Genomic DNA, 14,688 nt, shown 5'->3' on the forward strand with positions numbered 1-14,688 from the left:
TCATGACTATTAAAACTAAAAAAAGATTTATTAATATTGGAAGCTTTGTGTTAGGATTTGGATTTCTAGGTGCATTAGACGGCATTATCTTTCATCAGTTATTGCAATGGCATAGTGTGATCATGGCTACAGATCGTCCCGGCCAAATTGTTAGTGATGGCCTTTTCCACCTTGCAGTCACGGTTACGTTAGTTGTGGGAGGAATACTTTTGTGGCTAGCTGGAAATCCAACAACATTCTCACAAGGTATAAAATTGTTAATTGGTTGGTTTCTGATCGGCGGTGGTGCCTTCAATATAATAGAAGGTGTAATTAACCACCATATACTACAAATACACCGTGTAAAACCAACAGATCCCAATGCACTAGCATATGATTTGGCGTTCCTTGCATCTGGCTTGTTATTAATACTTATCGGTTATTTAATAAAACAAAACAGAAAACCACAAACAACAGCTGTTAACTCATAATGTTTAGAGTCATTTAGGAGCATTCCTGTAATGAAGAAATTTGAGGGTTGAACAAAAAAAGAGCCCCTTGGTATGATACGAGGTGTCCACAGCTGATCAGCACTAAGGACCCTTAATTTAAGTAACCAAGGAGGACTCATAATGAATTATACACAAAATCACAAAATCTCTCAAATCACACCTTCAACTTTAGTTATTGGCATTGATGTTGCAAAAGAAAAGCACGTAGCACGCGCACAAGACGACAGAGGCTTAGAATTCGGAAAACGTCTGATTTTCCAAAACAGATTTCATGGCTTTGAGCTATTACTTGAATGGGCTCACCGCCACGCAAAAGAAAATTCTAAAGATCATATCATTTTTGGTGTAGAACCAACAGGTCATTTTTGGCTGAATCTAGCTTATTATTTGACTGCAAAGGGCTATGACATTGTATTAGTCAACCCAATGCATGTTAAGAAAAGCAAAGAACTTGATGATAACTCACCCACGAAAAATGACACAAAAGATGCAAAAGTAATCGCACAGTTGATTAAAGATGGGCGATACTCTGTACCTAATCTCTTAGATGGCATCTATGCTGAACTTAGAGAAGGCGTCAAAATTAGAGATCAACTCATCCAACAATTAATGATTACAGAAGGGCGTATTCAAAATATGATTGATCGCTACTTTCCAGAATTCTTCGATGTCTTTGGAGACTGGGAAGGTAAAGCAGCTCTTTGTACATTAAAACTTTTCCCATTTCCATCACAAATCGTGGAGATGACACCTGAAGAGATACTTCAAGAATGGAAACCATTTGTTCAAAGAGGTGTTGGAATTAAACGGGCTACAAAGTTAGTAGAGGCTGCTCGTAAGAGCATTGGTTTAACTATTGGAACCCAATTTGCACAACGAGAGATGGATAATCTCCTTGAACAATTAGAGCTTTTCAGAAAGCAACTAGAAGACCTTGATCAAGAGTTAGAAGGTATTGTTAGAACGATACCTGGTGCAAATGAAATGATTGATATTACAGGACTTGGCGTAGCCACAGTCACTACTTTTTTATCTGAAATTGGGGATCTCAAAAATTATAAGCATCCCCAGCAGCTAGTTAACCTAGCAGGACTCTCCTTGCGAGAGAATAGTTCAGGGAAACACAAAGGAAAAACAACCATTACTAAACGAGGTCGAAGTAAACTACGAAGGGCTTTGTATATGGCTATACGTCCTCTGGTTGCACATAATCCAACGTTTAAAGCCCTGCATCATTATTACACAAAACGTCCTGATAGACCTTTAAAGAAACAGCAGTCTCTGATTGCCTTGTGTTGTAAATTATTACGAGTCATTTTTGTCATAGGACATAAACAATGTCAATTTGATGGTTCCAAGTTATTACAAGGGATACCTCAAGAAAACCTATTACAGGTTGCATAATCAAACAGTAAACACTTTAGATACTCTATATTCTCAATAGATAAACACCAATAGTGCAGAGTCGGAGTTTATTTTTACCATTCGGGCTATGACCCAGTATAGGAGCATATCCGACCTCCACCTTATGGATACGCAGGACGAAGGAATGTATGGACCCGATCCGGTGAGACATGGGAGGGTTAGCGGCCGTGAGTTATGTGGAGTTTTCATAGCACGGTTATACTAATAATTACCAAACTATACCAGTTTGGTGGTTAGGATGCACCTCCACCTGTAAGGAACTTGAAGAAATTCAAATACTATCCACTGTTTCAGGTGTGTTAACTATTAGGTGTTTATGAAACTTTGAGAATACGTGAGGATTCTAGAGATATTTAAACTTTATTGAGGGAGGTAATATGTACAGATTGGTGAGTTTCTTCGTGATATTTTCGTTTATTTCCGTAATGTTATATTTTCACAATCAAAATAGTCATTTTAGTTCTGTTACTCATTTAAACAACCATCACCCAGCTCTCATTTTACCAAAATCCGAAACTACTCCAACGATAACGGCGTCTGTCATTCAAGATCGCTCAGGAACATGGTTATTAAAAATCGAAACAAGTCATTTCAAGTTTACTCCTGAAAAAATTGGGACGGAAGATATTACTTATAATGAGGGACATGCGCATTTATTTATAAACGGTGAAAAAATTAATCGTATTTATGGGAATTACTATAATATTGATAATTTAAAGCCAGGTAAAAATCATATAAAAGTAACACTAAACGGTAATAATCATGGTGTGTTTACAACCCACGATGGTAAGGAAATTGCATATAATCAAATCATTGATGTTCCATAGGGTACATCTTTAATGAAGTCCCCTCAGACAACCTCTAATATATATCTGCTGTAAGAATAAAATAGAAGAACTGCTCCCAAATAGTTAGATTGCTTATCTAAATATTTTTGAGGGGCAGTTCTTCCTTTAATAATATATTTATTGAAGGGACAAGTCCTATAGTATACGTTTCTAAAAACCATCACTTTATTTACTTGAAAAGATTTGGTATAAACATACTAAGAGATGGTACATAAGAAATAATTAATAATACTATAATGTTTGCCACCAAAAAAGGAATCATCTTTCGAACAATCTTTTCAATTGGACGTTTGGTTACAGTTGAAGTTACAAAAAGAGCCAATCCAAGAGGTGGCGTAATTAATCCTTGTGCTAAATTAATACTCATTATTATACCAAAATGAACTGGATCAATACCAATTGAGGTAGCAATAGGTAGTAATACAGGAGTTAGTATTATTAAAGCAGGGAAAGTATCTAAAAATGTTCCGATAATCAATAAAAATATATTTATTAGTAAAAGTATTATTATAGGATTTTCAGAAAGTGCTAATATTCCATTTGCTAGAAATTGTGGAATTTGTTCAACCGCTAATAACCAAGCAAATAAATTCCCGGTGCCTGCCACTAGTAATACTGCTCCTGAAAGAACACTTACTCGCGCGCAAATAACAGGCAGGTCCTTTAACTTAATACTTTTATAAACAAAAAAAGACAAGAATAATCCATATGCCACTGCAACCGCTGCTGCTTCAGTAGCAGTAAAAATTCCTGATAAAATTCCACCTAGGATAATAAAAGGCAATACCATTACAAGTAGTGACTCTTTTAAACCTATCAATACTTCTTTTAGAGAAGGTTTAGTGATGGAGCCTTCAGGTATTTCATTATTCTTCTTCGCATGATAGGCTGTAACAATCATTAAGAAAACTGCCATTAACAAACCAGGTATAATCCCAGCTAAAAACAAGTCAATAATTGACACATTTGCAATAACAGCATACATGATCATAATCATGCTTGGAGGGATAATCGGCCCTATAGTAGATGAAGCTGCAATTAAAGCTGCACTATAATCCTTATCATAGCCTTCTTTTTTCATTGCAGGATACAAAACACTCCCCGTAGCAGCTGCATCCGCTTGGGCAGAACCACTAATTCCAGCAAATAATACACTGGATACTACGTTAACGTGTGCCAAACTACCCTTTATATGACCCAATAATAATTTTAAAAACATCATCAAACGCTGTGAAACACCAGAAACATTCATTATCTCTCCGACTAAAATATAAAAAGGAACATTCATTAATACAAAATTATCTATACCAGTAAACATTCGTTGGGGAATTACAAGAAGCCAATCTAAGTTGCCAGTAAATAATATAAAAAAAAGAGAACTAATTCCTAATACGAAAACGATTGGCACACCTGCTAAAAGAGAATAGACAAAGCCTGTCACTAGACCACCCATTTTTTATCCTCACCCCCGTTTATTATTTCTGGATTCGTTTTTCCTTTAAATAATTCATTAGAATATACTTGTATTGTATAAATAATCATTAAAATAGAGCTGAAAGGAATTGCTGCATAAGGAACATACATCGGTAAACCTAAAGACGGTGAAACTTGTTCTACGTTATCTAATATAAATTTAATTCCCGTGAACAACAATACACCCTCAAACATTAGTAAAAGCAACGCGCAACTTATGATTAATAGTTTTTGTAGCATCTTAGGCACTTTTTCTCTAATAAATGTAAGACTAGCTAATTCTCCTCTTGGTAATCCGCATGCAGCACCTAAGAATCCAATCCAAATCATAATATATCTTGCTAGTTCCTCACTCCATACCAACGAGGAGTTTAAAACATATCTACAAAAAACCTGGGCAATAACAGTTACAGTCATAATTATTAACAAATAACCAAGGGTCTTTAATAAAAAAAGATCTACAAGTTTCATTTGTGCAGCCTCCACCAAATAATAATTAGAGTGTCTTTGCTGAATATTATTCAGCAAAGACACATTTAGTAAATCGAAACATATGATCATTTTAAACTTTTTACATCTTCAATAAATTCCTTAACTTCCGGTGTTTCAGAATATTTATTATAAGTTTCTTCAGCATGTTCTTTTAATACTTCAATGTCGATTTCATTGATTGTTACACCTTCCTCTTTCATGACATTCATATACTTTTTCTCTACTTGTTTTGTGATTTCCATTGAAGCGTCAGCGGCAAGAACTGCTGATTCCTCGACTGCCTTTTGTTGATCAGAATCTAGGGAATTCCAAGCTTTATCATTCATTATTAATACAACGCTATTATTAAAATGACCTGATAACGTTATATGCTTCGCAACCTCATAGAACTTACTTGCATTTCCCCCAATGACATCGCTTTCGAAACCATCAATCGTATTTGTTTGCATTGCCGTATAAACTTCTGGGTATGGAACTGGAGTAGGATTCGCTCCAAGTGCTTTCCATGTATCTAAATGAATATTTGATTCCATACTTCTTAATTTTATACCGGTAAAATCATCAATAGTTTCTATTGGTTTGTTTGTCCAAAAATGACGGAAAGGTTGATATGTAAAAGTTAAGGCTTTTACACCAGTATCTCTTTCAAGTGCATCAAGAATTTTTCTTCCTGGCTCTCCTGATTGAGCTTTATATAATAAATCATAATTATTTTCAAATAACCAAGGCATATCTACTCCGCCAAGAACTGGTGTAAAACCAGCGATAACCGGTGAAGAAATAACACCTAATTCTAAAGTTCCCATCTTTATTCCTTCAAACATTTCTCTATCCCCACCAAGTTGCCCGCCGGGGTAAAGCTCAACCACAACACTACCATTTGTTTTCTCTTCTACATTTTTGGCAAAAGTTTCAGCGGCAACAGTATAAGGGTGATCATCCTGACGAGCAACTACATATCCCAACTTTAATGAAACAGGTTCTATGCCTTCTGCCTGTTCTCTATCTTTTGAAGGTTCGGTTGATTCTGTTGATGGTTGGTTGCCACAAGCAGCCATTAAAATCAGGATTAGCATTCCAAGTATCATAAATTTTATATTTTTCAAATCTTTCACCTTCTACACCCCTTAAATAATTTGGTTATTTACTAGATAAAATACAAAGATTAATAGAGAGAGAGCTATAAACTACTGTTATCGTTTTTGTTAACTATTTGTAGTGCTTGATTCAAAACTGCATCAACTGACATTCCGGCTTGATCCCATAATTCCTCAGTTTCTGCTACACCAAAAAATATATCTGGAATTCCAAGCCGAAGAACTTTTACAGGCGAAGCAATAGCTGCCACAATTTCACTAACAGCACTTCCTAAACCTCCATAAATATTATGATCTTCCATTGTAATAATAGCATTTGTCTCAATAGCCGCTTTTCTAATTAATTCCTCATCTATTGGTTTGACTGTATGAATATCAATAACTCTAGCACTAACTCCCACCTCTTCTAATTTTTTGCCAATTTCCAGTGCTCTGTGTACCATAACACCAGTAGCGACAATCGTCACATCTTTACCATCTTTAAGCACAATTCCCTTACCTAGTTCTATATTTGTATTTTCACAGTATAATATAGGTAAGTTTCCTTTGCCTAAACGGATATATACTGGTCCATCATGTTTAATTGATAGTCGTAATAGTTTCTTTGTCTGAATAGCATCAGATGGTGCGATTACGGTCATATTTGGTATTGCCCTCATAACAGCCATATCCTGCTCGGAAAAATGTGTGGCACCAGCGGTTCCTGCACCTACACCAGAATGAGTGGTCACAATTTTTACGTTTAAATTTGGATAAGCAACAGATGTTCTTATCTGTTCACTCGCTCTCAATGACGCAAAAACAGCAAACGTGCTAGCAACAGGGATCTTTCCGGTTAATGCCAAACCAGCTGCGGTACCAATCATATTTTGTTCAGCAACACCCATACTTAAAAAGCGGTCTTTAAAAACCTTTTGAAACTCATCTACCTTCGTTGAATTTGCTAAGTCACAATCCAAAACAAACAAATTATCGTATTCATATCCTAATTCAACCAACGTTTCACCGAGAACAGTTGGTGGTGCGGCCGTTTTTTGTGGCATAAACTATTACACACCTTTCTATTTATTAATCTTTTATTCTCCTAATTCTTTTAAGGCCTGCATCAATTGTTCTTTATTTGGTGCTTTCCCGTGCCAATCCACTTGATTTTCCATAAATGATACACCCTTGCCTTTTACAGTGTTTGCTAGAATCATAGTTGGTTTCCCTTTAATAGACTGCGCCTCATTGATAGAGTTAATTATTTCACCCATACAATGTCCGTCGATTTCAATTACATGCCAACCAAAGCTTTTCCATTTATCAGAAATCGATCTATTGTTCATGACAACATCGGTTTCACCAGTAATTTGTAATCTATTTCTATCTACAAAAGCAGTAATGTTATCTAAATTATAATGACTAGCTACCATAGCTGCTTCCCAAACCTGACCTTCCTGAATTTCACCGTCTCCTAACATAACATATACTCTAAATTTCTTGTGATCATATTTACCAGATATAGCCATTCCGTTTGCAACAGACAATCCTTGCCCCAATGAACCTGTTGTCATATCAACACCAGGAACCTTATTCATGTCTGGATGTCCAGCATACCTGCTGCCAGTCCGTTTATAAGTTTCGATCAGTTCTTCGATTTTATTAAACCCTTTTTCTGCTAAAACAGCATATAAAACTGCACTAGCATGCCCTTTACTTAAAATAAATCGGTCTCGGTCTTCCCATTTCGGATTATTAACATCTAGATTCATAAAATGAAAGTATAAAGCAGTCACAAGATCAGTAGCGGATAGTGCTCCACCTGGATGACCAGAACCTGCTTCTCCAATCATTTGGATAATATGCTTTCGAATCTTAGTACTTTTTTCTGTTAAGTTATCGATTAACTTAACATCTAAGTGCGATACTTGCATTATTTGACCTCCTTAAATAATTATTCTTCAGGCCTGAGTACTACTTTCAAACCTTCTTTTCTTTCAATAATATGAAATGCCTCCTGCCATTCGCTTAAGCCCATCTCATGACTGATCAACGGTTCTAAATCTACTAAACCACGCTCAAGTAAGTTTAAAGTTTTTTCCCAGCCACTTTTATTCTGACTTTGGACTCCAGTGACTTTTAATTCTTTTGTTGTAATTTTCTCAAAGTCAACTTCAATAGGTTTGCCATATAAGCCCACTTGGGTGAATTGACCACCTTTTCTAATTAAATCGAGACAATTAGTTAACGATTGCTGTGCACCTGAACATTCGAATACAATATCTGCTCCATACCCATTTGTAATTTCTTTTATAATTTTTAATGAATCTTCTCTCATCACATCTATAGTTAAATCTGCGCCTAATTTAGCAGCTAGACCAAGGCGCTCTTCATCATAAGAAGTACCACATACCACAACACGAGCTCCTTCTGCTTTGGCAACCTGCATGGTCAATAACCCAATTGCTCCAGGACCTGAAACCACAACTAGTTCAGTAGCTGACACTTTAGTCAAATCCATTACTCCGTGTGTAACACAAGCTAGCGGTTCGCATAGCGCAGCTGCTCTTAACTCCAAATTACTAGGTAGTAGATGTGCCATACTCTCTTCTACTATACAAAACTTTGCAAATGATCCGTTAACACCCCAACCAATGCCCAATCGATCTGAACACAAATTATATTCCCCAGACCGACAATATCTACATTTGCCACATAATTTGGCTGGGGCTTCACCTGTTACTTGATCCCCAATCTTAAATCTAGTTACCTTATCTCCAACTTCTACAACTACACCACTGAATTCATGCCCCATTATTACTGGTGGGTTGTACTTAAAAGTATCATGATATATATGCATATCTGTACCACAAATGCCGGTATAATACACCTCAACTTTAATATCATAGGGTCCTGGGTCTGGAATTGGCATATCTATATACTCAACATTACCTACACCATATTTACTTTTTACTATTGCCTTCATATTTTATCCCACCTTTTTTGGGAACGTTCCCAAAGTAATTTAAAAAAATTATTTTGATACCTTATTCCGTATTCGTGTTAATGGGAACGTTCCCAATTTCTTTTTTAAAAAAAGTAGTCTTTCTTTTTATCAAACTTGGACTATAAACTGTATTATGATAAGTGTTTTTATTTCCTTCTAAACTTCTATTATACAGTAATCTTCCAGCTTCTTTCCCCATATCATAAGCGGGTTGGTCAATAGTTGAAAGATTGATAGCTTGATGTGACGAAATTTTAATATTATCAAATCCTATGACTGAAATATCTTCAGGCACTCTAATTTGCTTTTCTAATAAATAATCTAATGTTCCGAGAGCTAATAAATCATTATTAGCAAATATAGCAGTAAAAAATTGATTGTATTCTAATAATTGTTTAGCTGCCTCTCTACCACCTTCATATCCTTTAGATTTCATTTCAATTACTAAATCTTCATCATATTGTAAATTATGATCTAATAGTGCTTGTTTGTATCCTTGTATTCTTTGTAATGTTGCAGATGAAGTCAAGGGACTTGTAATATAAGCAATATTCGTATGTTTGTAATCAATTAAATGGGAGGTAGCGAAATAACTCGCCTTAAAATTATTAACTGTTACATAATCAATATCAACATCTTCGTAATAACGATTTACTAAAACAATTGGAAATCTTTCTTTTAGTTTTAATAACTCAGATTGATTGATTGTTATAGAAGTAAAAATAATTCCTTCAACATTAAATTCTTCCAGAATGTCAATACACTCTAACTCCTTTTCAACAATACCATCAGTGTTTAAAACAATAACATTCATTCCATTTGATTGTGCAAAATCTTCTAATCCCCTACAGATATCTGCAAAATAAGGATTTCTTATATCTTCAGTTATAAAACCAATTGTTTTTGATTTGCCTGTAACAAGTCCTCTCGCTATTGCATTAGGACGAAAACCACTATCTCTTATAATATCAAGTACCTTTTTTCTTGTTTTCTCTCTTACATTAGGGCTATTGTTTAATACTCTAGAAACTGTAGAATCGGATACATTAGCCAATTTTGCAATATCAATTATAGTTAAGCGCTTTCTTTCCATTTTTTTAACTCCAATCCCTAGGTTAATTAAATATTAACAATTATTAACAGACTTGTAAATATCTTTTTCTGAATTTTCTCATTTTCTATTCGTGTTAGTCAAATACTATTATATGGCTAAAATAAAATTGCATAAAATTCAACACTTTAAAATATATAATCAAACCATAAATAATAAAAGAAATTTTTTCATTTCCAAATGTTTAATGTTACATACTAAGTTAAAATTGTATATCATTATAAAGTAGCAACAATACATATAGTGAGGGGATTTCAATGACAATGAAGAAAGCATTAACGCTAGCTGGTTCTGATTCTAGTGGCGGAGCTGGGATCCAAGCAGATCTGAAAACATTCCAAGAACATGATGTATATGGTATGACTGCATTAACTTCGATAGTAACAATGAGTCCAGAAGGTTGGAATCATGATGTGACACCAATTGGGGCAGACGTTGTTGAAAAACAACTGAACACAATCTTATCTATTGGAATTGATGCTATGAAGACTGGGATGCTAGGTTCTGTAGAAATAATAGAACTTGGTGCAAAAAAAATTGATGAATATAAGTTAGAAAAATTCGTACTTGATCCAGTTATGGTATGTAAAGGCGAGGACGAAGTATTACAGCCGGAAAACACAGATGCAATGAGAGAACTATTACTGCCACGTGCTATCATTACAACACCAAACTTATTCGAAGCAGGACAGCTAGCACAAACTGGTCCAATTAAAAGTATAGATGATATGAAGGAAGCCGCTGTAAAAATTCACGACCTCGGAGCTAAAAATGTTGTGATAAAAGGTGGTAAAGCACTAGATCCCAAGAAAGCCATTGATCTATTTTACGATGGAACAGACTTTACCTTCTTAGAAGAAAAAGTTTTAGATACTAGTTACACTCATGGAGCAGGATGTACATTTGCGGCGGCCATAACGGCAAACTTAGCAAAAGGAAGTACAGTTAATGCGGCCGTGATGGCTGCTAAGAAATTTGTAACAGCCGCTATTTCCCATGGCTGGAAACTAAATCAATTTGTTGGACCAGTGATGCATGGGGCTTATAACAAGGTAAAAGAAAGATAGAAAAACTAAAAGCCTGATTCCATACTTTAATGGGATTAGGCTTTATTTGATGTAAACTATTTCTACTCTTGTTTACTATACAAATCTAGCTTTGAGCCAATTTTTTCCTTCAACAAGTCTGCTAACCATCATTGCACAAACGGTGTTTCCAGTCGAATTTAATAATGTAGCTGGTGCATCTATTATCGTGCTAATTACTGCAATGATTGGCAATACTTCTAGAGGGAATCCAAACACACTAAGAATCAGCATTTCACCAATCATACCTCCACTTGGTATAGCCCCCATAACTGCACCAACTAAAAATGATACCCCAATGATACTAAGAATACTCGTTATACTTGTCATGTCTTTCCCAAACAAACTAAACAAGAACACAATCTTAAAAACGCCCCCGAAAACAGATCCATCTTTATGGGTATTAGCACCTAAAGGAATTATCGTTTCGGCAATATCATTTGGTACACCCATTTTTCGTACTGCATCAAGATTTACAGGAATGCATGCAGCACTTGAACATGTCGCAATAGCGGTTACGGATGGTGTGATCGCATTTTTCCAAAATACAGTTACACCCTCTCTTCCACCAGCAATAAATGCATATAATGTAAAAAATCCAAAATAATAAATAACGGTAATTACAAGATATAAAACAAACACCCTTACATAGCCACCTAAAATTTGTGGTCCTAGCTCACCTATTATCGCAGCAAAATAACATCCAAGACCGATTGGCGCATAATACATAACTAACTTCACAATTTTCATCATGATTGCAGTACCAGATGATAAAACATTTGCAATCGGTTTTCCAAATTCACCAACCATTGCAGTAGCCAAGCCAACAAGTATGGAAAAAACAATTAACTGAAGCATATTACTTTTTGAAAACAGCATTGAGAAATCGGAAACAGTAAAAGTTTGTATAAGTTGTCCGATAAAAGATACATTTTCTGCACCGTTATCAATGATGGTTTCAGACATTATACTCTTGATAGAACCGATATCAACATTTTTTAATGGATCTACCATAGTAATGCCTAAAAAACCTATAATAGCAGAAATTAAAGCAGTTAGAAGAAAAACTACTATTATACTTCCCATAATTTTCCCTAATCTTTTCATACCCTTCATATTAGCGATTGCCGAGGCAATACTAAAAAATACTAAAGGCACTATAATCGTAAACATTAAATTTAGAAATAAATCTCCTAAAGGCTTAATAATTATTGCCTTTGGTCCATAAGTCACACCTACTATACCTCCTATTAATATCGATAGAAGTAACAGCATTGTTGACTTATAACCTGACAACAATTTTCCCATGTTATTCACACCCTTCAAAAAATATCCTGACACCCAATTATTATTTGAATAAAATATTTTTACAATAGAATAACAACTTCCCACCAATATCTTATTATTGCGAAAATTCTCACTGTACAAGGGTATGTCTAAAGTTAAATCTAAGATATAGTAATTAGTTCAACATTATGTATCCCAAAATTCTTAAATAAACGATGTCCCTTACATTTACAAAATAAAAAGGGAGCGAATGCGCTACCCTTATCTATTTTCATCTTTATAAATTATTTTTAGCGTAAAGGAAACTCACCAGGTTTGTAGACTTCATCAATGCCTTAATCAATTAAAAAACCAATCTTACCAAACTGTGCCGCCGATTCAATTTGCTTGAACGCATGTTGATATTGTTCTAGTGGATAGACTTGATCTAAAACAGGCCTAATTTTATGAGTATTAATAAACTGTAGCATCTCTTTATATTCCTCTGCACTTCCCATTGTCGAGCCTAAGAGATTTAGTTGCCTATAGAAGAAATTACGGATATTGATTTGAACCTCATCTCCAGCAGAAGCACCAAATGTCACAATCGTCCCTCCAGGTCTCAACTGATCCAGTGTTTTATTGAATGTTGCTGCTCCAACACATTCGATTGCAAGATCCATTTTTTCTTCAAGAGTTTCCTTCCAATCTATATTACTGTCAATTGCTTTGTCCGCACCGAGTTCAAGGGCTTTTCTACATTTATCTTTTGAACGGGAGGTTACATAGACAGTAGCACCGGCCGCTTTTGCAAATTGTAATAAAAATGTGGCGACACCGCTACCGATTCCAGGAATAAGCACCTTCATATTCGGACTTATGTGTGCCCTTGTGAATAAGACCCGGTATGCTGTCAGTGCTGCAAGCGATAGCACACCTGCCTCTTCCCAGCTTAAATACTCGGGTTTCTGTAATGCATTTTCAGCAGGTATGATTACTTTTTCTGCAAACGTCCCATGATATGGGTAGCCGAGTATTTCAAAACCTTGTGGTGGAGCATCACTATTTTCCTGCCAACCAATTCCTGGATTTATGATTACCTCGTCCCCAATCTTGACATTTACCACTCCTTCGCCAACAGCTTCTATTACTCCAGCACCATCTGAACCGATAATCACCGGAGGTTCTGTTGACTTATGGCGGTTTAAGACAAATAAATCACGATGATTTAATCCTGCCGTTTTTAATCTAACTCGTACCTCACCAGATTTTGGTTCTATCACTGGAAAATCACGATAGGATAGTCCGCCATATCCTGTTTTTCCTTCATGAACAACAGCTTTCATATTTATCACTCCAATTTACCAACTAAGTATTAACTAGGGGGATAATATTTATGTTTAAATTGTTATTATTAAGTAGTCAAGCTACTATAACTAAACTATGCAAGACTATTACATAAAATAAGTAATCAATTCTAACAGATAAAATTATAGACGCTCCTAAGAGCGCCTTTTTTATTCTTTATTAAAATCATCTGGATCAGCAAATGCACGTTCTGCTTTATCTAATGCATCTATTGCTGACATGTCCTCTGCCGTTAATTCAAAATCAAAGATATCTGCATTAGAAATGATTCGGTTTTCTTTTATTGATTTTGGTATCGTAACAACTTCATTTTGAATATCCCAACGAATGATAACTTGTGCTGCCGACTTTCCATACTTTTCACCAATACTTGTAAGGGTTGGATCATTTAGAAGGTCCCCTTGTTTCAATGGTGACCAAGCTTCCAACTGAATACCTTGATTTTTACAATACGCCCTTAATTCTCTTTGTGCAAAATGCGGGTGGAATTCGACTTGATTAACCATCGGCTTAATTTCTGCATCTTTTATAAGGTCATCTAAATGGTGCTCTTTAAAGTTACTTACTCCTATAGCTCGAACCTTTCCGTCTTTATATAGTTTTTCCAAGGCCTTCCATGTTTCTTTATATTTACCTTTTGCAGGAAAAGGCCAATGAATTAAATATAAATCAAGATAATCTAATCCAAGTTTCTTTAAGCTTGTCTCATACGCAGCTAGCGTGGACTCATATCCTTGGTCACTGTTCCAAACCTTTGAAGTAATAAATAGTTCCTCTCTTGGTACTTCCGACTCTCTTATACCCTGACCAACGCCTTCTTCGTTTTTATAAATGGCTGCAGTATCAATACTTTTATATCCATGCTTTAATGCCGCTTTAACTGAATCAATGACTTCTTGTCCTTCTTGCACTTTAAAAACACCTAAACCTAACCAAGGCATCTTTACGCCATTATGAAGTGTGGTAGTATCTTGCAAACTTTTAACCATTATAGCTCCTCCTTAAAAATAAATGTTTTAATTACAATATTATAGTTTGACAAT

Annotated in this window: 14 protein-coding genes; 4 read left to right on the forward strand and 10 right to left on the reverse strand. The window is 35.4% G+C overall.

The window, feature by feature from the left end; genetic code table 11:
* Positions 1-2 precede the first annotated feature (2 nt).
* The 3 genes from C1724_RS20925 (at position 3) to C1724_RS20935 (ending at position 2,743) form a co-directional block, all read left to right on the forward strand.
* The gene (locus C1724_RS20925) at positions 3-470 is read left to right on the forward strand and encodes a DUF2243 domain-containing protein (protein ID WP_102348710.1); all 468 of its coding nucleotides are present in this window, start codon (positions 3-5) and stop codon (positions 468-470) included.
* Positions 471-611: 141 nt separating this feature from the next.
* A complete protein-coding gene (locus C1724_RS20930; protein WP_102348711.1) occupies positions 612-1,895 on the forward strand; it encodes an IS110 family transposase in 1,284 nt (427 codons plus the stop codon).
* Between the two features lie 398 nt (positions 1,896-2,293).
* On the forward strand, positions 2,294-2,743 hold the full coding sequence (locus tag C1724_RS20935; RefSeq protein ID WP_102348712.1) for a hypothetical protein: 450 nt from the start codon (positions 2,294-2,296) through the stop codon (positions 2,741-2,743).
* Between the two features lie 190 nt (positions 2,744-2,933).
* Here the strand turns inward: C1724_RS20935 and C1724_RS20940 are convergent, their stop codons facing one another.
* The 7 genes from C1724_RS20940 to C1724_RS20970 all read right to left on the reverse strand — a co-directional run bounded on the left by C1724_RS20940 (position 2,934) and on the right by C1724_RS20970 (position 9,908).
* The gene (locus C1724_RS20940; RefSeq protein WP_102348713.1) at positions 2,934-4,217 is read right to left on the reverse strand and encodes a TRAP transporter large permease; all 1,284 of its coding nucleotides are present in this window, start codon (positions 4,215-4,217) and stop codon (positions 2,934-2,936) included.
* Entirely contained in the window at positions 4,205-4,708 is a 504-nt protein-coding gene (locus C1724_RS20945; RefSeq protein ID WP_180994382.1) for a TRAP transporter small permease, read from the reverse strand. The genes C1724_RS20940 and C1724_RS20945 overlap by 13 nt, the downstream gene beginning before the upstream one ends.
* Positions 4,709-4,794: 86 nt before the next feature.
* Complete coding sequence (locus C1724_RS20950) at positions 4,795-5,844, reverse strand: TRAP transporter substrate-binding protein (protein WP_102348715.1); 1,050 nt, start codon at positions 5,842-5,844, stop codon at positions 4,795-4,797.
* A gap of 65 nt (positions 5,845-5,909) precedes the next feature.
* Entirely contained in the window at positions 5,910-6,869 is a 960-nt protein-coding gene (locus tag C1724_RS20955) for a transketolase family protein (RefSeq protein WP_102348716.1), read from the reverse strand.
* Between the two features lie 33 nt (positions 6,870-6,902).
* The gene (locus C1724_RS20960; RefSeq protein WP_102348717.1) at positions 6,903-7,742 is read right to left on the reverse strand and encodes a transketolase; all 840 of its coding nucleotides are present in this window, start codon (positions 7,740-7,742) and stop codon (positions 6,903-6,905) included.
* Between the two features lie 20 nt (positions 7,743-7,762).
* Positions 7,763-8,794, reverse strand: a complete 1,032-nt coding sequence (locus tag C1724_RS20965; protein WP_102348718.1) for a zinc-dependent alcohol dehydrogenase — start codon at positions 8,792-8,794, stop codon at positions 7,763-7,765.
* Positions 8,795-8,855: 61 nt separating this feature from the next.
* Positions 8,856-9,908, reverse strand: a complete 1,053-nt coding sequence (locus C1724_RS20970; protein WP_102348719.1) for a LacI family DNA-binding transcriptional regulator — start codon at positions 9,906-9,908, stop codon at positions 8,856-8,858.
* Positions 9,909-10,183: 275 nt separating this feature from the next.
* On the opposite strand from C1724_RS20970, the gene pdxK reads away from it, so the two are divergent.
* Positions 10,184-10,993 (forward strand): pyridoxine/pyridoxal/pyridoxamine kinase, encoded by an 810-nt coding sequence (gene pdxK, locus C1724_RS20975; protein WP_102348720.1) that lies wholly within the window; start codon positions 10,184-10,186, stop codon positions 10,991-10,993.
* 75 nt (positions 10,994-11,068) lie between these two features.
* On the opposite strand, the gene C1724_RS20980 is transcribed toward pdxK, so the two are convergent.
* The 3 genes from C1724_RS20980 to C1724_RS20990 form a co-directional block, all read right to left on the reverse strand.
* Positions 11,069-12,319: a dicarboxylate/amino acid:cation symporter gene (locus tag C1724_RS20980; RefSeq protein ID WP_102348721.1), complete on the reverse strand. Its 1,251-nt coding sequence runs from the start codon at positions 12,317-12,319 to the stop codon at positions 11,069-11,071.
* A 314-nt stretch (positions 12,320-12,633) separates the two neighbouring features.
* Positions 12,634-13,623 carry a zinc-binding dehydrogenase gene (locus C1724_RS20985; RefSeq protein WP_102348722.1) on the reverse strand — a complete coding sequence of 330 codons (990 nt, stop codon included), beginning with the start codon at positions 13,621-13,623 and terminating at the stop codon, positions 12,634-12,636.
* A 171-nt stretch (positions 13,624-13,794) separates the two neighbouring features.
* Complete coding sequence (locus tag C1724_RS20990; protein WP_102348723.1) at positions 13,795-14,634, reverse strand: aldo/keto reductase; 840 nt, start codon at positions 14,632-14,634, stop codon at positions 13,795-13,797.
* Between the last annotated feature and the right edge of the window lie 54 nt (positions 14,635-14,688).

It is taken from the genome of Bacillus sp. Marseille-P3661 (assembly GCF_900240995.1).
Classification (GTDB): domain Bacteria; phylum Bacillota; class Bacilli; order Bacillales; family Bacillaceae_J; genus OESV01.

Coding starts and splice junctions, on each gene's coding strand:
- C1724_RS20960 (WP_102348717.1), bottom strand. CDS start 7,742: ATGCAAGTATCGCACTTAGATGTTAAGTTAATCGATAACTTAACAGAA.
- C1724_RS20970 (WP_102348719.1), bottom strand. CDS start 9,908: ATGGAAAGAAAGCGCTTAACTATAATTGATATTGCAAAATTGGCTAAT.
- C1724_RS20990 (WP_102348723.1), bottom strand. CDS start 14,634: ATGGTTAAAAGTTTGCAAGATACTACCACACTTCATAATGGCGTAAAG.
- C1724_RS20985 (WP_102348722.1), bottom strand. CDS start 13,623: ATGAAAGCTGTTGTTCATGAAGGAAAAACAGGATATGGCGGACTATCC.
- C1724_RS20945 (WP_180994382.1), bottom strand. CDS start 4,708: ATGAAACTTGTAGATCTTTTTTTATTAAAGACCCTTGGTTATTTGTTA.
- C1724_RS20935 (WP_102348712.1), top strand. CDS start 2,294: ATGTACAGATTGGTGAGTTTCTTCGTGATATTTTCGTTTATTTCCGTA.
- C1724_RS20955 (WP_102348716.1), bottom strand. CDS start 6,869: ATGCCACAAAAAACGGCCGCACCACCAACTGTTCTCGGTGAAACGTTG.
- C1724_RS20965 (WP_102348718.1), bottom strand. CDS start 8,794: ATGAAGGCAATAGTAAAAAGTAAATATGGTGTAGGTAATGTTGAGTAT.
- C1724_RS20925 (WP_102348710.1), top strand. CDS start 3: ATGACTATTAAAACTAAAAAAAGATTTATTAATATTGGAAGCTTTGTG.
- C1724_RS20980 (WP_102348721.1), bottom strand. CDS start 12,319: ATGGGAAAATTGTTGTCAGGTTATAAGTCAACAATGCTGTTACTTCTA.
- C1724_RS20930 (WP_102348711.1), top strand. CDS start 612: ATGAATTATACACAAAATCACAAAATCTCTCAAATCACACCTTCAACT.
- pdxK (WP_102348720.1), top strand. CDS start 10,184: ATGACAATGAAGAAAGCATTAACGCTAGCTGGTTCTGATTCTAGTGGC.
- C1724_RS20940 (WP_102348713.1), bottom strand. CDS start 4,217: ATGGGTGGTCTAGTGACAGGCTTTGTCTATTCTCTTTTAGCAGGTGTG.